Here is a 24,811-nt window from a genome sequence, read left to right as displayed (position 1 = left end):
TCCGACCGTTTTTTGGCCTGTTTTCAATAAAAACAGACAAAGGCGGAATTTTTTTTAGTAGAAATCACTCTCACTGACCGTGAGGGTGTAAGAGGCTTCGTAGGCTTTGATTTTATGGTAGGTCCAGTGCTTTGTTAAAGTGAAGTCTGTTTTGGGCTGGTTGAGCATGCCGTTGCCTTTCATGAGCACCTGCCTGAAAGACTGCATTCGGGGGTGTTTTTTCTCAAAGTCAAAGACCATTCCTTCTTCAGTAGATCCGGAGGAGCCCCAGACGTTTGCCGTTTTGCCGGGGGCAACGGTCCAGCGCATGGTGCTGGTGGCATGGCTAGTGGCGGGGTCAGGGTCTAGGGTGACCTCCAGGGTTTCACGCGTGTTGTTGTGCACCTTGTACCAATACTGCGGCGACTGCTCCGGCCAAACCATGTCGCAGGCAGAGCCAGCTAAGAGTAGCAGCAGTACGGCAAGGGTGTTGTAAGAATTTCTCATGGCTAAGTGGCTCTATGGCAGAGAGACAACAGTTGCCGGAGATGAGTTCACGCCAGGCCTGTGGTCTTTAGACAGTTAGATGAGGGAGTGTTGAATCTTTGCGTATTTCTGTTTCTGGCCTGTTTTTGAGAAAACAGGCCAGAAACGGCGCTTTCATTTTATAGCCGTACCTTTGCCCTGGAAAATTCCGCTTTAGCCATGAAAGAACTGACCAGCCATATTCAGCAACTCGCGAAACAATACGCCGCAGACACTGTGGCTACCCGGCACCACCTGCACCAGAATCCCGAGCTATCCTTTCAGGAGCACAACACCTCTGCCTATGTTTTCCAGAAGCTGCAGGAGTACGGGCTGGAGCCGGAGCGGGTCACCGAGACGGGGGTGGTGGCGCTGGTGAAAGGTAGAAACCCGCAGAAAGCCACCACCGCCCTGCGGGCCGATCTGGATGCTCTGCCTATTCTGGAAGCCAATGACGTGGACTATAAAAGCCAGAACCAGGGTGTGATGCACGCGTGCGGCCATGACGTACACACGTCGTCTTTGCTCACCACCGCCAGAATTCTGCAGGAACTGAAAGACCAGTTTGAAGGTACGGTGAAACTCATTTTCCAGCCGGGCGAGGAGAAATTCCCCGGAGGGGCCTCTCTGATGATAAAGGAGGGCGTATTGCAGAATCCCGCGCCGCAGAGCATCATGGGCCAGCACGTGTTCCCTATGCTGGAGGCGGGCAAGGTGGGCTTTAGGTCAGGTATGTACATGGCCAGTGCAGATGAAATCTACATCACCGTGAAGGGCAAAGGCGGGCACGGCGGCTTGCCGGAACAGTTGGTGGACCCGGTCCTGATTTCGGCGCACTTGCTGGTGGCGCTGCAGCAGATTGTGAGCCGGCGGGCCAACCCTAAGGTTCCGTCGGTGTTGTCTTTTGGCAAAGTCATTGCCAATGGGGCGACCAATGTGATTCCGGGGGAAGTGCACATAGAAGGCACCTTCCGGACCATGGACGAAGCCTGGCGCGCCGAGGCGAAGCAGAAAATCAAAAAACTGGCCGAAGGACTTTGCGAGAGCATGGGCGGCAGCTGTGACATCACCATCATGGACGGCTACCCCTTCCTGAAAAACGACCCGGCTTTGGTAGCCCGGGCGCAGGCCGCGGCGGTAGAATATTTAGGCGCAGAAAACGTGGTGGAGCTGGATATGTGGATGGCCGCTGAGGACTTTGCTTACTACTCGCAGCAGGTTGATGCGTGCTTCTACCGCCTGGGCACCAGAAATGAGGCGCAGGGCATCACTTCGGGCGTGCACACGCCCACCTTCAACATTGATGAGTCTGCCCTGGAACTGGGCAGCGGGTTAATGGCGTGGCTGGCTATTCAAGAGTTACAGGCGCTGGCCCGCTTATAGTTATCATCAAATTTCCGTTTTGCCTGTTTTCCAGAAAACAGGCCCAAAACGGAGTTGACTTACTGGTTCTTAAATGCCCAATTCCATCTGGAACCGCAGAATCCAGTTGTCTTGCTGACTGTTGTCTACGGCTAAGTTCTCGCGGGTTTGGTAGGTGAGGTCAGACTGCAGCTTGATGCGGTGCCACCTTATGTAATAATTGGCCCCCAAGGTGTAATGCCGGGTTTGGCGCGCCAGGTGCTGGATTTGCTTTTCTGGCGTGATGACGGCGTAGCGGGCGGCCAGCTCAAAATGGTTGGGCCATTGGTAACTCACCTGCCCGTTGTAGCCTTGCCCGGCATAGATAAACGAGTCTGATCCGTCTCCGGTCAGGAACTGGGTTTGGTCTGCCTTGCGCTGAATCCATTCATGTTGGGTGGCCCAGCCGTTGTATTTGAAGATCAAGTCGGCCATGTAAGCCTCCAAATCTGTGAAACCGGGCAGCTCAGAGCCTATCTGCCCGCCGGTGCGGTAGGCGTTGTCATTTTCAGAAAGGCCGAAACCGAGCGCTAATTTGGGTTTCGGTTCGCGCACCCAATCGCCCTCAAAATAATCTCCGTCCAGAGTGAACTCACCAAGCGGAAGCACCTCTACCCGGCCGGTGTAAGCTGCGCCGGAGCCTTCTACGGGCGAAGCGTTTCGGCCGTCACCGTTAGTCAGGGCCGCCTGTAAACGTATAGGCACCGTGCCAAGCTCGTTTTCATAGAAAGCAAATAACCCAAAATCACGGTCAATGGTGAAGGTGGCGTTCACAATAGAACGGTCTACAAACTGTTGCTCCCCAGAAGAAATCACGCGCTGGCGGTTGCCGGGTAACTTGGTTTGCCCAAACCCAATTTTCAGGTTGGGGGTGAACTGGTAGAACAGAACGGCGTCCCTAATCAGCTGCGGGTGTTCAGAATTCTCTACGTCCATGTCGCCGGGAGAAAAACCGAGCTGCAGGGAGTAGGTGAGTTTTTTGCTGAGCAGGTAACCAGATGACCGGAGCCGAAGGCGTTTGATGTAACCGCCATGAGAGGCTAAGTCCAAATCGTCACCGGCCTGGGTCTCAAAGTCGGCCCGGTTCTGAATTCTGAAGCGCAGGTTGATGCTGGCGGTTGAGTCACGGGTAGTAAAGTTGAGGCCGTCTGTGAAATGGAGGTTTACGCCCGCTTCGCGGGTTTCAGGTACCTGGGCAAACGCGGCGGTGGTGCCAAAAAGAAGACTTGCCAGAAGCCAAAGGTAGAGGTGTTTTCTCATAGTTTGGTGGTATGGGTAGATACAAAGCCAGCCAAATAAAAACTGCTGAAGTTGGCTGTGAACGGGAATGCTGAGGTAGGCCGCAGGTTACCCGTTCTATACTGTTAAGGGCGAAGTTAAGCTGCGAAAACAGGAAAGATTCTGGAACAGGAAAGTTTTCACCGTTCATTCCTTCTGTTTTAAGCCTGTTTTTAGAAAAACAGGCTTAAAACACAAAATACTTTTATAAAGCTCTTTTCCAGGAACGGCTAAAATCTTCTCTATTTCTGCCATTGTGTCTTATGTTTGTCTGGCTGTTATTGTGAATCAAGACGTTCTGTCTTGTTTTTAGGTAAAGGCTGGGTTGGTACAAAATTTTCTATAAGGGAGGTGTCCACCTTAGAATTGAGCAATCAACCTTAAAAAGATAAAGACAATGGCAACTGTAAAACAGCATCCGGTAGTACAAAACAGAGTCCCTTTTAGCAGCCTGTTAGACACCTTCTTTCAGGATACGGTGAACAACCGCCGCGTAAGTGGCTTCACCCCGGCGGTAGACCTTTGGGAAACTGAAAACAGCTATAAGCTGGAAGTGGCCCTGCCCGGCCTGAAGAAAGAAAACATTCACGTTGAGTTTCAGGACGGTGTGCTGACCGTGAGCGGCGAGCGCGCTTTCAGCAAAGAGGAGAAAGAGCATAAGTACCACCGCGTAGAGAACCTGTACGGCAAGTTCAGGCGTTCTTTCCAACTCCCAGACCATGTAGACGCGGGTAGCATTGACGCCCAGTTTGAGAACGGCCTGCTGCAGATCACCGTTCCCAAGGTTGAGGAGAAAGTGGTGAAACGCCAGATTGAAGTGAAATAGTAAACGTTAAAGAAATGTTAAAAAGGCGCTGCAAAGCGCCTTTTTGGCTTAGTGTTTGATTGACTTATAATACTAGTTTTGCTTTTTTAGCGTTTCAGACGTACACAAAAAAGAAGCCTTGCTTCAGATACTAAAACTAGACTAATACATTATTAACCTATATAGCTGACCTATTGTATGAAAACTAAACAGTTTATGTTGGGTCTGATGCTCTCCGCTATGTTAGGTGGGGGAGTAGCAGTTGGAAGTTACAAATTGCTGGAAGAAGACAGGCCCGCTGCCGGACAGCAGCAACCTAACACCAATGTAAGATATACCAGCGCCATGCGTGCGTCTAATGTGACGGTGCCAGAAGGCATCAACTTTGTGACCGCGGCTGAGTTGGTAACCCCTGCCGTAGTGCACGTAACCACTGAATATAGAGTGCAGGCGCGCCGGTCGCCAAGTGAGATTCACCCGTTTTTCCGGGATTTTTTCGGAGATGATTTTGAAGGCTACCAGCGCCAGCAGGGGCCTGCCATGGGCTCAGGCTCTGGGGTGATCATTGCCTCTAACGGGTACATTGTAACCAACAACCACGTCATTGACCGCGCAGACAAAATCAAGGTGATCTTAGATGACAAACGCACCTTTGACGCCACACTGGTGGGAACAGACCCAAACACAGACATTGCCCTGTTAAAAATCAACTCAGAGAACCTGCCGGCCCTGCGCTACGGCAACTCAGACAACGTGCGGGTAGGGGAGTGGGTGTTGGCCGTGGGCAACCCGTTCAACCTCAACTCAACCGTAACCGCCGGTATTGTGAGTGCCAAAGGCCGTAACGTGGGCATCTTGCAGAATGCGGGTAGTATGAGCGTAGAGTCTTTTATTCAGACAGACGCCGCCGTGAACCCCGGCAACAGCGGCGGGGCCCTGGTGAACCTGAACGGTGACCTGGTGGGCATCAACACCGCCATCGCCTCCCAGACCGGTTCCTTTGCCGGTTACTCCTTTGCCGTGCCGTCTTCAATTGTAAGCAAAGTGGTAGATGACCTGCTCAAATACGGCGAAGTACAGCGCGCCCTGCTGGGAGTTTCTATGCAGGAGGTTGACGCAGAGCTGGCCAAAGAGAAAGGCATCAAAAACCTGAACGGGGTGTACGTGGCCGGTTTCTCTGAAAGCAGTGCCGCCAAATCTGCCGGTCTGCAGGAAGGTGACGTGATCACAGAAATCAATGGCGTGAAAGTGAACACCGGTGCCCAGCTGCAAGAGCAGGTAACCCGCTACCGCCCCGGTGATAAGATCAAAGTGGGCTTTGTACGCGGCGGAAACGCCAAAACCATTAACGTGACCCTGCGCAACGCCAATGGAAGCACTGAGATTGTGAAGCGTGATCCAAACGCGGCCAAATCCATGACCATTGAGGGGGCTACTTTTGAGGCCGCCAGCAAGCAGGAGTTAAGCAAACTGGACATAACCGGTGGCGTGAAAGTGACCGGTATTGAGAAAAGCGGCTTTGCCGAAACCGGCATGAAAGACAACTTCATCATCACCAGAATTGACCGCAACTCAGTGAACACCCCGCAAGACGTAGAGAAAATCCTGAAAAGCTCCCGTGGCGGCGGCCTCCTGATTGAGGGAGTGTACCCAGACGGTAGGCGCGCCTACTACGCCATTGGCCGCTAGTTTTGCCCTGAAATAGAAAAAACAAGCCATAAACGGCTCTTTAGAAAGCTCCTGCTTGCCGGCAGGAGCTTTTTTGTTTCAAAAGTTAACAGAAAGGGCTATACTAGGGACTTTGAACCAGCATTTTTAAAACTATGTCACAACCAATATCAGATATTCTGGCGCAGTTAGGCATCAAGGATACCAATCCTGCTTACAGCACCGGTTTGCAGTGGGGCGGTGAGAGCCACCGTGATACCCGCACTGTTTCCTCCCCCACCAACGCCAAAGAGATTGCCAAAGTAAACATGGCCACGGCCGAAGACTATGAATGCGTCATCACCACCGCCCAGCAGGCGTTTCTGGAGTGGCGCAAATGGCCTTCGCCCAAGCGGGGCGAAGTGGTGCGCCAGATTGGCCAGAAGCTGCGCGAGTACAAAGAACCGCTGGGCAAACTGGTGAGCTATGAGATGGGCAAGATCCTGCAGGAGGGGCTGGGCGAAGTGCAGGAGATGATTGACATCTGTGACTTTGCGGTAGGGCTTTCGCGCCAGCTGCACGGCTACACCATGCATTCTGAGCGCCCCACGCACCGCATGTATGAGCAGTACCACCCGCTGGGCATTGTGGGCGTGATTTCGGCCTTCAACTTCCCGGTGGCCGTGTGGAGCTGGAACGCCATGCTGGCCGCTATCTGCGGAGATGTGGTGGTCTGGAAACCGTCTGAGAAAACCCCGCTGACCGCGGTGGCCTGTCAGCACATCATCAAAGACGTGTTGCAGGAAAACAACGTGCCTGAGGGCGTGTTCAGCATGATTGTGGGTGATGCCAGCATTGGCAGCCAGATGGCGCATGACGGCCGCGTGCCGCTGGTATCGGCTACGGGTTCAACGCGCATGGGTAAGAAAGTAGGCGAGGCCGTGGGTGCTCGTTTAGGAAAGTCTCTGTTAGAGTTAGGCGGCAACAACGCGATCATCCTCACTGAGAATGCTGACCTGGAAATGGCTATCCGGGCCGTGGTGTTCGGGGCTGTGGGAACTGCAGGGCAGCGCTGTACCTCTACCCGCCGCCTCATCATTCATGAAAACATTTACAACGAAGTAAAAGAGCGCCTGCTCAAGATTTACCCCAACCTGCCCATTGGCGACCCGCTGAAAGACGGCATTCTGGTGGGGCCGTTGATTGATAAAGACGCGGTTTCTGCGTTCCTGAAAGCGTTGGATGACGTGCAGAAAGAAGGTGGTAAACTCTTGACCGGCGGTACCGTGCTGGAAGGTGAAGAATACGCCACCGGCACCTACGTGACCCCGGCCATTGTAGAAGCCAAAAACGAGTATCACACCGTGCAGGAAGAAACCTTCGCGCCTATTCTGTACCTGATCAAATACAGCGGCACCGTAGAAGACGCCATTGAAATCCAGAACGGGGTACGCCAGGGCCTGTCTTCTTCTATTTTCTCTACCAACCTGCTGGAGACCGAAACTTTCCTGAGCCACTGGGGTTCTGACTGCGGCATTGCCAACGTGAACATAGGCACCTCCGGGGCTGAGATTGGCGGTGCGTTTGGCGGGGAGAAAGATACCGGCGGCGGCCGTGAGTCCGGGTCAGATGCGTGGCGGTTCTACATGCGTCGGCAGACCAATACCATCAACTTTGGGCGGGAGCTGCCGCTGGCGCAGGGGATCAAGTTTGATCTGTAACCGGTTCACGCTTGCAAGAAACCAAATGCCCTTTCTGGTGCTGCGCCAGAAGGGGCATTCCTGTTTTGGGGCTGTTTTCAGAAAAACAGCCCCAAAACAGGAAGTTTCTAAAGCCAGATCTTTTCTGCCGCTGCAGAAGTTGCTACCTTCTCTTTTTGAAATCGTAAAGAAGCTATTGCTGCAGATGGCATTTCTGCATTGAACCTTGAACTAACCCCGTCATGCCTACTCCCACCAGCGTTGCCGCCTTTAAGAAAGTCATCACCAACCCGGTTAAGCTCAAGCTGTTCCTTTTCAAGAACCTGCCCATGGCTTATCTGGCCGGTGTCAGGATCAAAAGCCTCACAGAGCAGGAGGCGCAGACCACCATTGAATACGGCTACCTGACCAAAAACCCGTTTAAGTCCATCTATTTCGCCTGTCTGGGCATGGCGGCCGAGCTGTCTTCCGGGGTGTTAAGCATGATGTACCTGTACAAAGCCAATCCGTCAGTGTCCATGCTGGTGGTAGACCTGCAGGCCACCTTTACCAAGAAGGCCGTAGGCACCATTACCTTCACCTGTGCAGACGGGGAGGCCATAGCGCAGGCGGTGAGGCAGACCCAGGAAACCGGCCTGGGCGCCAGCCTGCAGACCGTGAGCATTGGCCGTGATGAGGCAGGAGACGAGGTGGCCCGGTTTGTGATCTCGTGGTCGTACAAAGTGCGCAGTAAGAAATAGCCTGTGTGAAGTAAGCAGTTCAACTTGCTTTCCTAATTCAGAAAATCCATCCCTTCCAGAAAATCCTGCTCTTCCGTTTCCCGGCTGTTTTTCCCAAATCAGCGCCAAAACAGGTTTTGTTAAACATCTGTTAAAGTAGCGGCGCCAGTTGGCGGCGTTGTAAAATATTGGTAACTAGGGCACTGATTCGCCACCGCCCTCACTCCGTGTCAGCGGCTATACGCCCCTTATAAAAAGCAGAAGAATTTTAGGAACACCGTGCAACCCATGTACAAACCTGTAGTCTTTAGTACAGAAGTTTGGAACAGAGCGCGTCAGAGGGCGCTGTAGAAAAGGGTTGGTGTTGTTCCGGAGAGCTGCTTTACCAGGATATCATGAGAAAGCCTTAACAGTTACAATTTGGAGACGCTGGAATACACCGACGTTAACGCGCACGTAGTGGCCCGCTGCAAAGCAGGTGACCGCAAGGCGCAGTATGAGCTCTACAAGCTCTACAGCAAATCTATGTTCAACGTGAGCATGCGTATCACCAATGATTACACTGAGGCAGAAGATGTCTTGCAGGAATCGTTCTTGAACGCGTTCAGAGAGCTGCACACCTTTAAAGGCGACTCTACCTTTGGGAGCTGGCTCAAGCGCATCGTTATCAACAAGTCCATCACCAAAGTGCGCAGCAGGCGTCTGCAGGTGGTGCAGATAGAAGACCATCAGGACTTCGCTGAGGAAACATCTGAGGGTGACTTTGAAGACATGGAGTACAAGGTAGAGAGCATCAAGCGCGCCATTCAGCAGCTGCCAGACGGCTACCGCGTGGTACTCACCCTGTACCTGCTGGAAGGCTATGACCACGGTGAGATTGCCGAGGTCCTGGGCATTAGTGAGGCCACTTCCAAATCACAGTACAGCCGGGCCCGCAAAAAGCTGCTGTCCCTGATGGAAGAGCAGGCCCTTTCAAGATAGAAGAGAGAAAAGCAACCAAGCGTAACCTGAAGAGCGAAACCGCCATGAAAGATAAACTGAAAGATTTTGTACACGCCCACCGGGAAGAGTTTGACTCTTTTTCGCCCCGCCCTGACCTGTGGCAGGATATCTCTGCCGAACTGCCGGCTGAGCCGGAGCCGGAGCAGAAGGAAGAGCCGGTGAAAGAAGCCAGGATTCTCCCTCTGAACTGGAATGTGGCCTGGCGGTACGCCGCCGCCGTAGCGGTACTGGTGATGGTGGCCATCTCAGGCCGCTATTACGGTTCTGGCACCTGGCAGCGTGACCCGCTCCTTGCCGCCGCCCAACCGGTGTCCTTAGATAAGATTGCCCCAGAGGTAAAGCAGATTGAAACCCGCTTTGTGGGTGTGATTGAGCAGAAAGAGGCACAGCTGAAAGAGTATGACCTGAAAGCCCTGGGCATGGAGAAGGAATGGGAGCGGGAGGCCACGGCTCTGGATTCGGCGTACGCCGAACTCAAAAAAGAACTTTACACCACCCCTAACAAAGAAGTGGTGGTAGAGGCCATGCGCGAAAACCTGAAAATGCGAATCGCGATCCTGAACCGGCAGTTGCAGGTTCTTGAAAACATACAGACCGTAAAACAACAAGTGAGTAATGAAACCAAGACACTCTAAACTCGCCTTTTTGATAGCCGCCCTCTTCAGCTTTGCCGGGGTACAAGGGCAAACGGTATCAACGTCAGCCGCTTTTTCAAAGGACCTCTCTACCTGTGTGAATGTGCTGGTGCAAGAAAGGCTGCAGGAGGTACTGGAGCCGCAGGTAGCCCAAGCAGTAGCCCAGTCTCTGAAGAGCCTGGAAAGCCTGAAGGGTTTAGAAACGCTGTCAAGTTTACAAAACCTGTCTGGCCTGGAGAGCCTGGAGGCTTTGAAATCACTGGAGGCGTTAGAGGGGCTGGGGCAGCCAGACCCTGACCAGCCAGACCTCATCATCAAAGATGGCGAAGCGCTGCAGGTTCCGTTTGCCGCTGAGAAAACCAAGAACATTGCACGCAGCTTCAAAGTCACGGGTGCAGACAAACTCAGCATCAGCAACAGCTTTGGCAGGGTAGACGTGCAGACCTGGAACCGGAACGAGGTGACCGTGGAGGTGCGCATCATCACCCGTGCCTCCTCTGAGGGCAAAGCGCAGGAGATTCTGGACAAGATTGACGTGAACGTGACCGAAGGCGGGAATCTGATCTCCTTTGCCACCCAGTTGCAGCCCATGCAGATCAGAAGCAGCTCAGAGAAAAGCTTTGAGATCAATTATCTGGTGAAAATGCCCAAAACGAATGCGGTGGCCATCAGCAGCCGGTACGGGGTCATCCAGTTGCCAGACTTTGATGGGCCTACTGACTTGACTGTGAAATATGGCAAGCTGACCACCGGCCGCTTGAATAACCGCAGAAACAGCATCAGCGTGACCTACAGTACTGGCGAGTGTGTGCTGGAATATGTTAAAGCGGGTGATCTGGAGGTGAAATACTCCCACCTGCGCCTGAATGGCGGCGAAGCCATTAACGCCGCAACCGCCTATAGCAGAGTAAGCATTGACAAAGTAGACAATCTGGCTGTTGAAAGCCGCTATGACACCCATTTTAATGTGGGCAGCGCGGGTGAAGTAACGGGCAGGAGCAGCTACACCTCGTTCTCTATTGGCAGCATTTCTGAGGCCCTGGCCATGGATTTAAAATACTGCACCAAGTTTGAGGTAGAGAATATTAGCAACAACTTCAAGAAAGTGAACCTCACGGGCGGGTATTCATTTATCAAGCTGGGATTTTCTGACAAAAGTGCTTTCAACTTTGATATCAGCACCTCTTACTGCGGCAACCCTAAGTTCAATGAAGATAAGATAGACTTCACCTTCAAAGAAGTGAAAAACACTTCTGCCGTGTACCGTGGCAGGTACGGCAGCTCTTCCCCTAAGGGCACGGTAAACGTGACCAACAAGTACGGGAGCCTTGCCTTTCACTAAAGACAGGATTTTAGAATTGTTTTGTGTTGAAAAGGCGGGTCTGGAAGGCCCGCTTTTTTTATACCGCTGTTTTTGGCTTATTTTCGGGGAAACAGGCCAAAAACGCATTCGTTATGGATTCATCATCTGCCGCCGCCTTCCATGCCGCTAATGCCCCCAAACCGGTAGGGGCGTACCCGCACGCCCGCAAAGTAGGCAACCTGCTGTTCCTCTCTGGCGTGGGCCCGCGGGAGCCTGAAACAAACCAGGTGAAAGGGTTGGTCTTAGACGCAGAGGGCTCTATTGTGCAATATGACATGGAGGCGCAGTGCCACGCTGTGTTCAAGAACGTGCGGGCTATTCTGGAGGCATCTGGTTCAAAGTGGGAGAACCTGGTTGATGTCACCGTTTTTCTCACTAACATGAAAGCAGACTTTGAGACGTACAACCGCCTGTACGCGCAGTATTTCAGAGACTGCCAGCCTTGCCGCACCACCGTTGAGGTAAACGCCCTGCCCACGCCCATTGCCATTGAACTGAAGTGTATTGCCACTATTTAGTGCAGCTGAAGTGCAATCTGCACAATAATTATCCCATCTTTGCTTTAGAAAAAGGAAAGCCGTTTTTTGCCTGTTTTTGAGAAAACAGGCCAAAAACGGAAAGTTTACAACGGCGTGCTGTTGGGCTGCCGGAAAGTAGACCGCCCAAATCCACTGCGGTTGTATTCGGGCGCAGCCGAAAATGATTCATTCCCTGCATGACAGATACTTCCCCAGAAAGGTTGTTCGCTGAACGTGAGCAACGCTTTTTCGCCGCCGAGGAGCGGCAGGCTTCTACCTACCGCTGGGTGGGCTGGCTTCGGCTGACCTTCTTTGTGGGCGCAGTGTTGGGCTGCGTGGTGTTGTTCTACTACCAACACGCCGGTGCCGGCCTCACGCTGCTGGTGAGCGGGTACTTCATCTTTGCCGCGCTCATTCACTGGCACAACAAGATTGAGTACGCCCGCAAGCACCAGCTGTACCTGGGCGTGATCAACCGGTCTGAGCAGGAGCGCCTGCGGGGCGAGTTGAGTGACTTCCCCAGCGGGGCCGAGTTTCAGGAACCCAACCACTATTACACCGCAGACCTGGACGTCTTTGGGGCTAACTCCATTTTTCAGCTCCTGAACCGGGCCGTGACCCGGCTGGGGCAGCAGCGGCTGGCCGAGTGGCTGAAGGTTCCCGCGGCTTCGCAGGAGATTCTGGCGCGGCAGGAGGCCGTGGCTGAGCTGGTGCCTGATCTGGAGTGGCGGCAGCACCTGCAGGCGCGGGCCATGCACCACCACCGTAAAACGCAACAGTTGCCGCAGCCTTTCCTGCTCTGGCTTAGGGAGCCCAACTTTTTTAAAGGTAAGGCCTGGCTGGTGGTGGCTACCTTTCTGCTGCCGTTCCTGACCCTGGGGGCTGCCGTGTATTGGGCGCAGGGATCTTCCCATTACCCGTTTATTGGGCTGGTGCTCCTCCAGTTTCTGATTGCGGTAAAGTACCAGCGGCAGCGTGATGCATATTATGAAGAAAGCACCGGCATGTACGAGACGCTGCGCAGCTATACAGACCTGCTGGTGCACATTGAAGGCCGAACTTTCCAGAGTGCCAGGGCGCAGGCGTTGCAGCAGCAGCTTAAGATTGACACCAGACCGGCTTCTGAACACGTACGCCAACTGGCTTCCATCATCCAGTACCTGTCGGCTAGGTTGAACACGTACCTGAACTTTATTCTGAACCACGTGCTCATGTGGGATTTTATCTGGATGTACAGGCTGGAGCGCTGGAAGAAAACCATGTCTGGGAACATTGGGCAAGTGCTCAACGCGGCCGCCGAGTTTGAGGCCCTGGCCAGTCTGGCCGCCTTCCAGTATGCCAACCCAGCGTATGCCGTACCCCAGATCAGTGTTAAGCCCTTTCAGTTTGAGGCCGAAGAATTAAGCCACCCGTTGATCTTCAGCCCCAGCCGGACCGCCAACAGCCTTGCCTTTGCCGGGGCTGGCCACACAGTGCTGATCACCGGTTCCAACATGTCTGGCAAGAGTACTTTTCTGCGGGCCGTGGGTGTGAACATGGTGCTGGCTTTTACGGGTGCGGCGGTCTGTGCCAAACGCCTGTCAGTATTCCCCGCGCAGGTCTACACCAGCATGCGCACAGAAGACAACCTGGCAGAAAGCACTTCTTCGTTCTACGCTGAGCTCAAGCGCCTGAAGATTCTCCTTGACCTGACGGGCGCCGGCCAGCCGGTGTATTTCTTTCTGGATGAAATTCTGAAAGGCACCAACTCGCATGACCGGCACCAGGGAGCCATGGCGTTGATCAGGCAGTTGAACCGCCGGCAGGCCGCTGGTTTTGTCTCTACCCATGACCTGGAGTTGGGCAATATGGAGCAGGAGTTGGTGGGGGCAGTAGAAAATTACAGCTTCAACAGCTACTTTGAGAACGGCCAGCTGCGGTTTGACTATACCTTGCGCCCCGGCATCTGCCAAAGCTTCAATGCCAGCCAGTTAATGCGTCAAATGGGAATTGAGTTGTAGCGTTTATGACTTGTTTTTCCCAAAACAGGGGTAAAACAGATACCCTGTGCTGCTGAGAGGGGGAATAAATCTAAGAAATCACCCCTGATTTTGAATCCCTGGCTTTTTTGCTTCGTACTTCTAATAACTTTTGTAAAATGCGTGTAGTAACAGATATTCCACATCCTGAAATCAAGATCACTCTTTTTGCCTGGAACGGGAAATACCTGCTCAAACTGGAGCTGGGTCCCTTTGAACAGACCTACAAGGTGAGTGAGATGGACGTAGACGGGGGCGACGGGGAGATTAAAAGATGGATTGATGAGGCGTTTCTGCAAAGCTGTATTGAGCTGTTTCTGGCCATGCGCACCAACTGGAACGAGACCAGACGGCGGAATGAATACTAGCCTTATTCCGTATAAATACTATATTTTGGAACTTTAATGGGGAAAAGCCTGTGGGAAACTTGTTTATAAGTGTTTATTGATCTACTTTCAGTTCAAGACAGACTACCGACAAATGAGTACTTTTTTGATTACCACCTCCTAGCTCAAACCCCTCACTCATGAAGATAGGACAAAGCAAACATAGTAAGATCTCCTATCGGGCGGATATGCAGACGGTCATCATCCGGTGGCAGCAGCCTGTTACGTTCACAGAGTTCAAGATCAACTGTCTGTCTATGCTGCAAGTGGCCACTGAAAATGCCGCCACCTGCTGGCTGTTTGATTATAGGTCAAAAGGAGAGCTCACCCAAAAGGAAAGTGAGTGGCTGAGCCAGGAATTCTATCCCAAAGCCCTTCAACTGATTGCCCCCCAACTGCTGGTCGCCTTTTTACTTACCCCCCGGCAAATGCAGCGTTTGCAGGAAAACAAAGACCTTTCATCTGCCTTAGACGCGTGCCCTGAGGTGCGGTACCAGGCCTTTTTGACCGAGCAGGATGCCGTGAAATGGATGGAAGACACCGTGGTAGAGTTGGTGACCAAAGTGCACCGTCAGGCATAATAGTTACCTCCCATCACATTTTTCCCGCCCTTTTCAGCCAAAGCCGCGCACTAATGCTGCCGTTGGTGCATAATGTAGGTGGTACTGTAATAGGCAAGATTTGGTTTTGAGTGAAATGTACCCTATCGCATGCGGGCAGGTAAACTGCTACTGTGTCTGTCGCTGACTTTGACAGAGGCGTGTCATTCTTCAAACAAAGTTTTCTTCCCTTCTAGCAGGAGAGCAACGGTATGATTTGGGCCAGCTTTACTTATATTTCTCTGCAACCCCTGATGCTATATTGGAGAAAGTAGCCAATCCTTATATCCTACTTAAGGGCATATCCCTACTTGTCTAGACAAAGCCATACCCCAATGCATGCTGTTCTTGTAGGTGTTCTAAATTGATCATCTTCTTCTGGGCGCTTTCTTTAAAGCTTGTTTACTTTTTGCTTTTGCAGGAGAAAGCAATGGGGCAACCGGTAGAGAAGATCCTTTTGATGCCCGTTTGTAGCCCAATAGACATGTTATATGCTCTTGATATAAGGGGGATACTTGTTTGTGTTACTGTGGACATCAGTCAATAACACCATACGTGCTTTGGGGTGATAATTAATAGTTTTCAAAACAAAGGCTATTTGCCCTTCTGGTCGATTTTATATGAAGGCATTGGGTGCAGTTTAATTCCTGGGTTAGCTATTCCGCTTTCAGGGTAAGCTGTTTTTATGACAGAAGATCAATAGTTACTATTCTCCTGACCTAGAGGTATATTGGGCATTGATAGTTGGATTGCAATGAAAAAATGCAAAATAGATATTATATGTGATTCTGATGAATTATATGTTGTGTTCGTAAACACTTTAATTATATCTTGTGTGTTCGAACACATTTTTGCACTTAATCTTTGCAAATCTTAATGTTAGTTTCTATGTTTATCTCAGAAACATGAAATTAGCCTGAGTTTCTAAGGTTTGTAAACCGAAACAGTTGTTTAAAGTGGGTTGATCTAAGGCCTTTGAAAGAAAAAAGGCTTTTGTTCCCAGATATTTAGCAGGAAAGTACTTATCAGGAGGCTGGCCTTTAAATGTATGATTGAAGTCAAGAGGCATCAATTTTAAGAGCTGGCTATGGGCACAAAGGCTAATTAGACATAGAATAAGATATTACACTAATCAGGATCTTCCTATGGAGAGAAAACCAACGCTGGTTGTATTGGCGGCTGGCATGGCAAGTCGGTACGGTAGTCTAAAGCAGATAGATGGCTTTGGGCCTAATGGTGAGACTATAATAGACTATTCAATTTATGATGCTGTCAGGGCTGGCTTCGGGAAGGTGATTTTCATTATCAGAAAGTCTATTGAAGAGGAATTCAGGGCGGTTATGCTGAACAAGTTCAGCGATAAGATTGCCGTGGAATATGTGCTGCAGGAGTTAGCGGTGCTACCAGACGGTTTAACAGTGCCCGAGAACCGCGTGAAACCCTGGGGAACGGCCCATGCGGTGTGGGTAGCCAGGGAGAAATTGCAGGAGCCTTTTGCAGTCATTAACGGAGACGACTTTTACGGGGCTGAGTCCTTTCAAATCATAGCTGATTTTCTGCGGAGCGGGCAGCCCTGCGGCCTGGTGGGTTACCAGCTGGCCAATACGCTGTCTGAGCACGGGGCGGTGTCACGGGGTATTTGTGAGGTAGACGCAGACGGAACTCTGCGCAGCATTACCGAGCAAACCCACATTGAGCGGAAAGAACAGCATATTGTGGCTATTAGGGCAGATGGGGAGGAAATCCCTTTGGCCCCGGACCAAATCGTGTCCATGAACCTGATGGGGTTCTCGCCGTCTTTGCTGCCGTATTTTGAGCAGTATCTGAAAGAGTTTATCAACGAGCAGGGCCATCAGCCGAAGGCGGAGTTTTACCTGCCCTCGGTGGTAGACCGCTTGGTGAAAGCCGGAGTGGTGAAGGTGAACGTGTTGCCTACCCCTGAAAAATGGTTCGGGGTGACCTACCCGGCAGACAAGCCTGTGGCCACCAAATCGCTGGGGCAATTGGTGGCCCAGGGGGTGTACCCCAAAAACCTATGGAACAGAAGCTTAGAAACAGTAGAATAACATGGTAGAGAAAGCAGAGGCAGGCAGTGAGCTGAAACAAATTCTTGCACAGTTTCAATTAGAAGGGGCAGTGGCAGCCGTCACCGCGCATGGGTCGGGGCATATCCATGACACGTACCATGTGCAAAATACAGCGGCGGCGTCTCCAGACTACTTGTTGCAGCGCGTGAACCACCACGTGTTCAAAAACGTGCCTGCCCTCATGGAGAATATCCAATTGGTGACCACGCATCTAAGGCACAAGCTGGGAGCCGTGGCGGGGGCAGAACCCAGCAAAGAAGTACTCACCTTGGTGCCTACCAACGCAGGCGCGTGGTTTTACCAGGACCAGGAAGGCAATTACTGGCGCATGTACCTCTTTCTGGAGAATACCACCAGCTATGATATAGTGACCTCCTCCCGGCAAGCGTATGAGGGCGGAAGAGCGTTTGGCAAGTTCCAGGCGCTCTTGGCTGACCTGCCAGTGGAGCGGTTGCATGACACTATCCCAAACTTCCATCATGTAGTCAGCCGGTTCAACCTGTTCAAGCGTGCGGTAGAGGCAGATCCGGTGGGACGGGTGAAAGAGGTAACCCCTGAAATTGCCTTTGTGCAAGACCGCATAGAGGCCATGAGCACCATCTACCGCCTGGGGCAGCAAGGGGTTTTGCCGCTTAGGGTCACGCACAATGACACCAAATTCAACAATGTGCTCCTTAACCCGGAAGGCAAGGCCCAGTGCGTCATTGACCTGGACACCGTCATGCCAGGATATGTGGCCTATGACTTTGGTGATGCCATTAGAACTACCGTCAACACGGCTCCGGAAGATGAAGCAGATATCAGCAAGATTCATGTGGATTTGGCCCTGTTTGAAGGGTTTGCCCGCGGGTTTCTGGAAGAGACCGGTGCCGCCTTGTCTGAACAGGAAATAGCGTCTTTGGTGCCGGGGGCGCTGCTATTGCCTTACATTATGGGGCTACGGTTCCTAACCGATTATATAGACGGGGATAACTACTACAAAACCCATTTTGCCGGACATAACCTGCAGCGCGCCCGGGCGCAGTTCCAACTGGTACACCAGCTGGAAGCGTGCCAGCCCCAGTTAGAAGATATTATTGAGAAAGTAGTGCAAGAAGTACAGGCTATTCCTATCACTGCTAACTGATATTCCTGTGAAGCAATTGGAAGTCCCATTTTTGCCGCTGCTGGACCGGCAATCATCTCTCCAAGAGGTATCAGAGTTGCTGGACAACCTGGAGAAACACGCCATTGACGCAGCGCCGTGGCCTGCTTTTGGCTACAAACCAAGGGTGGCGTTTTCGGTGGCCCACAGCAGTGATTGTTTTCTGGTGAAATTCTATGTGCAGGAGAACGCCATCAGGGCGGTGTTCAGAAAAACCAATGACCCGGTGTACAAAGACAGCTGCGTAGAGCTTTTTATCGCCTTTAACGGCGAAGAAGCCTATTATAACCTGGAATTCAACAGCCTGGGGACTTGCCTGATGGGGTTCGGCAACGGCAAAAAGGACCGGCAGGTCTTTTCAGAAAGCATTATCAGGGAAATTAAGCGGTCTGCGCAACTGAACGTGCGCGAAAGCAAGCGCGGCGCAACGGTGGTACACTGGGAACTGACGCTGCTGATACCAGTAGACGTGTTTTGCTGCCATGATTTCGCCACGCTGGACGGCCAGAACTGCAAGGTCAATTTCTTTAAATGCGGAGATGACTTGCCCAACCCACATTACCTGACCTGGAGCACCGTCACTGCCGAGGAACCTAACTTTCACCTTCCGGAATATTTCGGGGAGATGCAGTTCCAGTGAGAGAGCATTAATTGTGCATCGGCAGCGCCGAAGAAATAGAAAAACAACCCGTTTTTGGCCCGTTTTCCGGAAAACAGGCCGAAAACGGAAAAAAAGTTTAGGCGGCATTTCAGCTGACCAATGAAACCTGCATCAGCTATTGCTGACCTGACACAACCTTACACCAAATACAAACAAACGCTATGTCACTTGTCACCACTTCGCCAGAAACATCGGCCCCGCCGCTGGCCTCGCAAACGGGCAGTGCCCGGCCCATCATCATCATTGGGGCGCTGTTCTTCATCTTCGGGTTTGTCACCTGGCTGAACTCGGTTCTGATTCCCTACCTGCAGATTGCCTGTGAGCTGAGCACGTTTGCCTCTTACATGGTGGTGGCCGCCTTTTATATGCCATATCTAATGGCCATGCCTTCGGCGTGGGTGCTGAAAACTATCGGGTTTAAGAAAGGCATGTCAGTGGGGTTAATAGTGATGGCGGTTGGGGCGTTGGTCTTTGTACCGGCGGCCATGAGCCGGACGTATGGCCTGTTTTTGCTGGGGCTGTTTCTGCAAGGCACGGGCCTGGCGCTTCTACAGACGGCTGCCAATCCGTACATCACCATTCTGGGTCCCCGCGAAAGTGCGGCCAAACGTATTAGTATCATGGGCATCTGCAATAAAATTGCGGGTATCTGTGCGCCCATCGCGTTGGGGGCAGTGGCTTTGAAAGACGCAGACGCGTTAGTGAAGCAACTGGCCCAGATGGATTTAGTGCAAAAAACTGCCCAGTTAGATGCCCTAGCCCAGCGCGTGATTGTACCTTACTGCCTCATGGTAGGCGTGTTGCTGGTCTTGGCATTGGTGGTGTATTTCTCTTCTTTGCCAGAGGTTGACACTGACCAGGAAGATGAGGCCGTGGCAGCCGCCAATTCAGGCAAGAAAAGCATTCTGCAGTTTCCGCATTTGTTGTTGGGTACGGCGGCTATGTTCCTGTACGTGGGCGTTGAAGTGATTGCCGGTGATACCATTATCAGTTACGGAGCCTCGCAGGGCATTGCCTTTGCCACGGCCAAGTTTTTCACCTCTTTTACCCTAGGGGCCATGATTGTAGGTTATCTGGTGGGCATTGTGACCATTCCCAGGTTTATCTCCCAAGAAAATGCCCTGAAGCTGTCTGCGGTGCTGGGTATTGTGTTTGGGTTAGGCGCTATTTTCACCGACGGTTTCGTGTCGGTTCTGTGCGTGTCGCTCATGGGGCTGGCCAATGCGCTGGTGTTCCCGGCTATTTGGCCGCTGGCCATTGCGGGGCTGGGCCGTTTCACCAAGATTGGTTCCTCTTTCCTGATTATGGCGTTGGCGGGCGGGGCCGTCCTGCCGTTGCTCTACGGCTATCTGGCTGACCATTTTGACCCGCAGCAGGCGTATTGGCTCGTTATTCCCTGCTATTTGTTTATTCTGTATTTCGCCACGGCCGGTCATAAAGTGAAGTCCCGGTAACAGACGTTTATTGGCGCACTCCGTGCGATGTTTGATTGTATTCCTTAGCCCTTTACCCTTACACAATTTCATATGAGCAGTAACCGTAGAGACTTTTTGAAAATGGCCAGCCTGACCGGTCTTGGACTGGCTACTACCGGCCTGGTGAGCAGTTGCGCTACTTCAGCCCCTGCTTCTAATTTAGGTCAAATCCAGAAAGAGGCCGGCAAAACCCATCGGCAGGTATTTAACATGAGTGGCTACGCGGCACCCAAGATAGACAAAGTGCGCATTGGGTACATTGGTCTGGGCATGCGGGGCATTGGTTCCGTGAAGCGGGTAGGGCATATTGAAGGGGCCGAGATTACCGCCCTGTGTGACATCAGGCCAGAGCGTATAGACCTCTCCCGCAAAGAAATGGCCGCCGGCAGGCCCGCCCCGGCTACGTACTCCGGCACCGAAGACGCCTGGAAAAAGCTTTGCGAACGCGAGGATGTGGACTTGGTGTACATCGCCACGCCGTGGCACCTGCACACGCCCATGGCCGTGTACGCCATGGAGCACGGCAAGCACGTGGCCGTAGAGGTGCCCGCCGCCAAGACCATTGACGAGTGCTGGCAACTGGTAGAGACATCTGAGCGCACCAAAAAGCATTGCATGATGCTGGAGAACTGCTGCTATGATTTCTTTGAGATGCTCACCCTCAACATGGCCCGCCAAGGGTACTTTGGGGAAATTGTGCACGGCGAGGGTGCCTACATCCATGAGCTGATTGACCTCAACTTTGGCAAGACCAGCGAGACCGACCAAGCTTATTATGACATGTGGCGGCTCAAGGAGAACGGACGCAACGGTAGCCTTTACCCCACGCACGGCCTGGGTCCCATCTGCCAGATCATGGACATTAACCGCGGGGACCAGATGGACTACCTGGTGTCTATGTCCTCCAATGATTTCACCATGGGACCTAAAGCCAAAGAACTGGCCGCCAAAGACAGCTTTTACAAAGACTTCGCCCAAATGAATTTCAGGGGCAACATGAACACCACCACCATCCGGACCCGGAGAGGCAGGACTATTGTGGTGCAGCATGACGTGTCTTCTATCCGGCCTTATTCCAGAATCCATCTGGTGAGCGGCACCAAAGGCATTGCCCAGAAGTGGCCCACGCCCGCCAAAATCGCCAACAGCCATAAGTGGCTTTCAGCCGATGACTTTAAAAAGGTGCAGGACCAGTACACCCCGCCGCTCACCCAGAAACTGGGCGAAATGGCCAAGAAGATTGGCGGCCACGGCGGCATGGACTTCCTGATGGAATGGCGCCTGATAGACTGCCTGCGCAACGGCTTGCCGCTGGACCAGGACGTGTATGACGCCGCCTTGTGGAGCGCCATCGCGCCGTTGAGTGAATGGTCGGTGGCCAACCGCTCCAACTCCATTGACGTGCCTGATTTTACCGGCGGTACCTGGCAAAAGAACAAGCCGGTTGACCTCACGCTGGCAGGGGGCGGAACCACGAACGTGCGGGCGTAACCGCCAGAACTGTTTTCCGGTTGAACCCACTTTTCCGTTTTCGGGCTGTTTTTAGAAAAACAGCCCGAAAACGGGAAGATTCCCATCTCCCTTGCATCTCAAATCCTCCTCTACCATGATAAGAATTATTCCTGCCTTTCTTCTCCTGTTCCTGCTAAGCCAGGTTCAGGTTTTTGCCCAGGACAGCCTGCGGTACACCATCATTCCCAAGCCGCAGAAGTTGACGCCCCAAAAAGGCGAATTCGTCCTGGACGGAAAAACCACCCTCATTTTGCCTGCAGACAGCCCCGGTTTCAAGCTGGCCGCCGACTATCTGGCGGGATTGGTGAAAAACGCCGCCGGTTACCAGTTGCCCTACGCCAAACCGGGCAGTAAACCCCAAAAAAATTCCATCTCATTTTTGGTAGACACGTCCATTAAAAATGCCGAAGGGTATAAGCTGGAGGTGACGCCCAAGCAGGTGCTGGTGAAAGCCAGAACGGCCCAAGGTGCTTTTTTTGCGCTGCAGTCGCTTCGGCAGTTGATGCCCGCCGAGATTGAAGGCAAAACCCAGATGCGGACCTTTAAGGTACCTGCGGTGGCCATTGAAGACGCGCCCCGTTTTGCTTACCGCGGCCTCATGCTGGACGTGGGCCGGTACTATTTCCCGGTTGATTTCCTGCGGAAATACATAGACCTGATGGCGTTTTACAAAATCAACACCTTTCACCTGCACCTCACTGAAGACGCCGGTTGGCGCATGGAAATCAAGAAATATCCCAAGCTGCAGGAAATTGCCGCCTGGCGGGACAGCACTGTGGTGGGGCACGTGAAAGACAAGCCCCGTAAGTATGACGGCAAACGTCACGGCGGCTACTATACCCAGCAAGAGCTCAAAGACCTGGTGAAATACGCCCAGAACCGCTTTATCACTATTATTCCCGAGATTGACATGCCGGGCCATTCCCTGGCCGCGTTGGCTGCATACCCAGAGTTGGGCTGCATAAAAGACACCACGTACCAAGTGCTCACCGCCTGGGGAATCCAGAAAGACATTTTCTGCCCGCATGAGACCACCTTCAAATTTTTGGAAGATGTGCTCACTGAGGTGATGGACGTGTTCCCGAGCAAATACATTCACATCGGCGGAGACGAAGCCCCTAAAGACCGCTGGAAAAAGTCTGCTGAAGCCCAGGCCGTGATTAAGCGCGAAGGCCTGAAAGACGAACACGAGCTGCAAAGCTATTTCATTCAGCGCATTGAGAAGTTTGTGAACTCAAAAGGCCGGGCCATCATTGGTTGGGACGAGATTCTGGAAGGCGGTTTGGCCCCCAACGCCACGGTCATGAGTTGGCGGGGCGAAAAAGGCGGGATTGCCGCGGCCAAGCAGAAGCATGACGTGATCATGTCGCCCAACACGTTCCTGTACCTGGATTATTACCAAACCCCTGACGCCCGCAAAGTAGAGCCGGTGGCCATTGGCGGATACTTGCCGCTGGAGAAGGTGTACTCGTACAACCCCGTGCCGGCCAGCCTCACCCCAGAGGAAGCCAAGCATATCCTGGGTCCGCAGGCCAATGTCTGGTCAGAGTACATCGCCACCCCTGACCACGCTGAGCACATGACCTTTCCCCGGGCATCAGCCTTTGCCGAAGTAGCCTGGACTGCCCCCGAGAAAAAGAATTTCAGCGACTTTAAAGCCAGGTTATTCAAGCACGTGCAGCACCTGGATAAGCTAGGTGTAAAGTATGCCCCGTATTTTAAAACTGAGAAAGCGTTAGGGCAGGTCAAATAGGATAAGTTGTAAACTAGTTTGTTGTAGAGTAAAGCCGCCTTGGTTAAACCAGGGCGGCTTTCTTTGTGGGCATAGGTACGTCTTCCTGCAGAAGCCAGCACCACTTTTTAGTTGACGGAATAGGTTTGAAATGTAATAATGGCACTTGGGGAAGGCGACCAGAGAAGATGTTCTTATTTTTTTTATTCGCCCACGGCGGAAGTTACTAAAGCATCGGCCGCAGGCCGAAAGCAGGGGAGACGCAGACATTTAGTTTTGTGGGAAAGCTGCCAAAACGCTTGCAACGCATACAATCAAACTTGTGTTTTCGGCCTGTTTTCCAGAAAACAAGCCATAAACAGGAACCCGATTTGCTATCTCCATCCACGCAGTCTGTCCCCCTTTGAAGGGGGTAAGGGGATGATACTCATGCAGAAGTACGCATTCTCGAGAATCATTTTTTCAAAGACATTTGGCAGAAGCTGGCGGTTCTTCAACGGCCTTGGTCATCCCCCTACCCCCTTCAAAGGGGGACGGAATGCGTGTTAAAACAAAATTCCGTTTCCGGGCTGTTTTCACGAAAACAGCCCGGAAACGGAATTTAAAAACCCAAGATGAAATGGCTTTCAAATAATCCGTAGTCGGTTTGCTAACTTTTCTACTGAAAGCGGAATACAAAAATTACTTCTTCAGCTGAATCTCTGAAACCAACGGCAGGTGGTCAGAGGCGTAGGTTTCGGTGATGGTGCGGTAGCTTTTGATGTTGAATTTGTTCAACGGGTGCACCATGATGTAATCTATGGTGCGGGTGGGGTTAATGGCCGGGAACGTGAACGGGCACGCGCTTTGGCAGCCGGAACTTAACTGCTGGAACAGAATGCCCATGGTGGTAGAAGTGGGTACTGCGTTTAAGTCTCCGGCAATGATTAGAGGTAACGTAAGTTCCTTGACCACTTTCACCAGCTCATTCGCTTGCAAAATGCGGTTATCCTCGGGGCCCAGATGGTCTAAGTGCGTAGACGCGAAATGGAATTTATGTCCCTCTTTCTCCACTGTGATCAAGGCCACCGAACGGGTTTCTCCGCCCAGCTGGGAAGTTACCGGCAACTCATAGCGGCGTTTTTCAAGAATGGGCAGGCGGGACAGCACGGCATCACCAAATTGGCCGCCCTGGTAATCAATGGCCTTGGTGTAGTAATAGTGCATGCCAGTTAACCGGGCCAGTTCTTTCGCCTGGTCCACTGTTGATCCTGACCTTCTGGTGTTCACATCTACTTCCTGTAAAGCCACCAGATCAGGTTTTTGGAGGTTGATCACGTTGGCGGCTGCCTCCAGTTCCCGGTAATCGGCGGGTTTAGAGGGCGGGTTGCCAATATGGATGTTATAGGACATCACTTTAACCACAGGGCCCTGAGGGGCAGGGGCCGGAATCTCCTCTTCCTCCGGGTCGGCACTGGTTCCGCCGCAGGCGGCCAGAATGCATAAAGGCAGGAATAACTTAAATAGTGGCTTCATAGGGGTATGCTTGGTTTGTTGTTTAGTTAGATGACCGGAAAGGGAACCTCCAGTAGTAATTTTTCTAAAATCTTAAACTGCCGGAAGCTGGCATCCGTGTTTGGTCTGTT

22 protein-coding genes are annotated in these 24,811 nt (G+C 52.3%); 18 read left to right on the top strand and 4 right to left on the bottom strand.

All coding sequences use genetic code 11. From position 1 onward, the window contains the following. Positions 1-54: 54 nt before the first annotated feature. Positions 55-486, bottom strand: a complete 432-nt coding sequence (locus A8O25_RS11015) for a hypothetical protein (protein ID WP_066834742.1) — start codon at positions 484-486, stop codon at positions 55-57. Between the two features lie 198 nt (positions 487-684). Here A8O25_RS11015 and A8O25_RS11010 point away from each other — a divergent pair, with 198 nt between their 5' ends. Then, complete coding sequence (locus A8O25_RS11010) at positions 685-1,887, top strand: M20 metallopeptidase family protein (protein ID WP_066834740.1); 1,203 nt, start codon at positions 685-687, stop codon at positions 1,885-1,887. Between the two features lie 69 nt (positions 1,888-1,956). Here A8O25_RS11010 and A8O25_RS11005 read toward each other — a convergent pair whose 3' ends face one another. Continuing rightward, positions 1,957-3,165 (bottom strand): porin, encoded by a 1,209-nt coding sequence (locus A8O25_RS11005; RefSeq protein WP_066834737.1) that lies wholly within the window; start codon positions 3,163-3,165, stop codon positions 1,957-1,959. A 415-nt stretch (positions 3,166-3,580) separates the two neighbouring features. Here A8O25_RS11005 and A8O25_RS11000 point away from each other — a divergent pair, with 415 nt between their 5' ends. From A8O25_RS11000 to A8O25_RS10965, 8 genes are all read left to right on the top strand, one after another. Further along, positions 3,581-4,009, top strand: a complete 429-nt coding sequence (locus A8O25_RS11000; RefSeq protein WP_066834734.1) for an Hsp20/alpha crystallin family protein — start codon at positions 3,581-3,583, stop codon at positions 4,007-4,009. 177 nt (positions 4,010-4,186) lie between these two features. Beyond that, positions 4,187-5,677, top strand: a complete 1,491-nt coding sequence (locus tag A8O25_RS10995; RefSeq protein ID WP_066834731.1) for a Do family serine endopeptidase — start codon at positions 4,187-4,189, stop codon at positions 5,675-5,677. 134 nt (positions 5,678-5,811) lie between these two features. Further along, complete coding sequence (gene amaB, locus A8O25_RS10990; RefSeq protein WP_066834723.1) at positions 5,812-7,356, top strand: L-piperidine-6-carboxylate dehydrogenase; 1,545 nt, start codon at positions 5,812-5,814, stop codon at positions 7,354-7,356. A gap of 221 nt (positions 7,357-7,577) precedes the next feature. Continuing rightward, complete coding sequence (locus A8O25_RS10985; RefSeq protein ID WP_066834721.1) at positions 7,578-8,075, top strand: DUF4442 domain-containing protein; 498 nt, start codon at positions 7,578-7,580, stop codon at positions 8,073-8,075. A 399-nt stretch (positions 8,076-8,474) separates the two neighbouring features. Then, the gene (locus A8O25_RS10980; RefSeq protein WP_066834719.1) at positions 8,475-9,035 is read left to right on the top strand and encodes an RNA polymerase sigma factor; all 561 of its coding nucleotides are present in this window, start codon (positions 8,475-8,477) and stop codon (positions 9,033-9,035) included. Between the two features lie 44 nt (positions 9,036-9,079). Then, the gene (locus A8O25_RS10975; protein ID WP_066834717.1) at positions 9,080-9,691 is read left to right on the top strand and encodes a hypothetical protein; all 612 of its coding nucleotides are present in this window, start codon (positions 9,080-9,082) and stop codon (positions 9,689-9,691) included. Beyond that, a complete protein-coding gene (locus tag A8O25_RS10970; protein WP_066834715.1) occupies positions 9,672-11,033 on the top strand; it encodes a hypothetical protein in 1,362 nt (453 codons plus the stop codon). The genes A8O25_RS10975 and A8O25_RS10970 overlap by 20 nt, the downstream gene beginning before the upstream one ends. A 113-nt stretch (positions 11,034-11,146) precedes the next feature. Then, positions 11,147-11,572 (top strand): RidA family protein, encoded by a 426-nt coding sequence (locus tag A8O25_RS10965; protein ID WP_066834759.1) that lies wholly within the window; start codon positions 11,147-11,149, stop codon positions 11,570-11,572. A 28-nt stretch (positions 11,573-11,600) separates the two neighbouring features. On the opposite strand, the gene A8O25_RS23235 is transcribed toward A8O25_RS10965, so the two are convergent. Then, complete coding sequence (locus tag A8O25_RS23235; protein ID WP_161947739.1) at positions 11,601-11,771, bottom strand: hypothetical protein; 171 nt, start codon at positions 11,769-11,771, stop codon at positions 11,601-11,603. Here A8O25_RS23235 and A8O25_RS10960 point away from each other — a divergent pair. The 9 genes from A8O25_RS10960 to A8O25_RS10915 all read left to right on the top strand — a co-directional run bounded on the left by A8O25_RS10960 (position 11,770) and on the right by A8O25_RS10915 (position 23,207). Next, positions 11,770-13,572: a MutS-related protein gene (locus A8O25_RS10960; protein WP_066834713.1), complete on the top strand. Its 1,803-nt coding sequence runs from the start codon at positions 11,770-11,772 to the stop codon at positions 13,570-13,572. The two genes, A8O25_RS23235 and A8O25_RS10960, sit on opposite strands and share 2 nt — an antisense overlap. Before the next feature lie 137 nt (positions 13,573-13,709). Beyond that, positions 13,710-13,958: a hypothetical protein gene (locus A8O25_RS10955; protein ID WP_066834710.1), complete on the top strand. Its 249-nt coding sequence runs from the start codon at positions 13,710-13,712 to the stop codon at positions 13,956-13,958. Between the two features lie 158 nt (positions 13,959-14,116). Beyond that, on the top strand, positions 14,117-14,557 hold the full coding sequence (locus A8O25_RS10950; RefSeq protein ID WP_153042703.1) for a hypothetical protein: 441 nt from the start codon (positions 14,117-14,119) through the stop codon (positions 14,555-14,557). Positions 14,558-15,720: 1,163 nt separating this feature from the next. Then, complete coding sequence (locus tag A8O25_RS10940) at positions 15,721-16,641, top strand: nucleotidyltransferase family protein (RefSeq protein WP_066834700.1); 921 nt, start codon at positions 15,721-15,723, stop codon at positions 16,639-16,641. Between the two features lies 1 nt (position 16,642). Next, positions 16,643-17,788: a phosphotransferase enzyme family protein gene (locus tag A8O25_RS10935; protein ID WP_066834697.1), complete on the top strand. Its 1,146-nt coding sequence runs from the start codon at positions 16,643-16,645 to the stop codon at positions 17,786-17,788. Between the two features lie 16 nt (positions 17,789-17,804). Further along, entirely contained in the window at positions 17,805-18,446 is a 642-nt protein-coding gene (locus tag A8O25_RS10930) for a carbohydrate-binding family 9-like protein (RefSeq protein WP_161947738.1), read from the top strand. A gap of 182 nt (positions 18,447-18,628) precedes the next feature. Continuing rightward, on the top strand, positions 18,629-19,921 hold the full coding sequence (locus A8O25_RS10925; protein ID WP_066834690.1) for a sugar MFS transporter: 1,293 nt from the start codon (positions 18,629-18,631) through the stop codon (positions 19,919-19,921). Positions 19,922-19,993: 72 nt separating this feature from the next. Continuing rightward, positions 19,994-21,433, top strand: a complete 1,440-nt coding sequence (locus A8O25_RS10920) for a Gfo/Idh/MocA family protein (RefSeq protein ID WP_066834687.1) — start codon at positions 19,994-19,996, stop codon at positions 21,431-21,433. 115 nt (positions 21,434-21,548) lie between these two features. After that, the gene (locus tag A8O25_RS10915) at positions 21,549-23,207 is read left to right on the top strand and encodes a beta-N-acetylhexosaminidase (RefSeq protein ID WP_066834756.1); all 1,659 of its coding nucleotides are present in this window, start codon (positions 21,549-21,551) and stop codon (positions 23,205-23,207) included. 660 nt (positions 23,208-23,867) lie between these two features. On the opposite strand, the gene A8O25_RS10910 is transcribed toward A8O25_RS10915, so the two are convergent. Then, a complete protein-coding gene (locus A8O25_RS10910; RefSeq protein ID WP_066834684.1) occupies positions 23,868-24,701 on the bottom strand; it encodes an endonuclease/exonuclease/phosphatase family protein in 834 nt (277 codons plus the stop codon). Positions 24,702-24,811: the final 110 nt, after the last annotated feature.

Origin of the sequence: Rufibacter ruber, assembly GCF_001647275.1 — a bacterium.
GTDB lineage: Bacteria > Bacteroidota > Bacteroidia > Cytophagales > Hymenobacteraceae > Nibribacter > Nibribacter ruber_C.
This window is presented reverse-complemented; position numbering and strand designations above follow the sequence as displayed.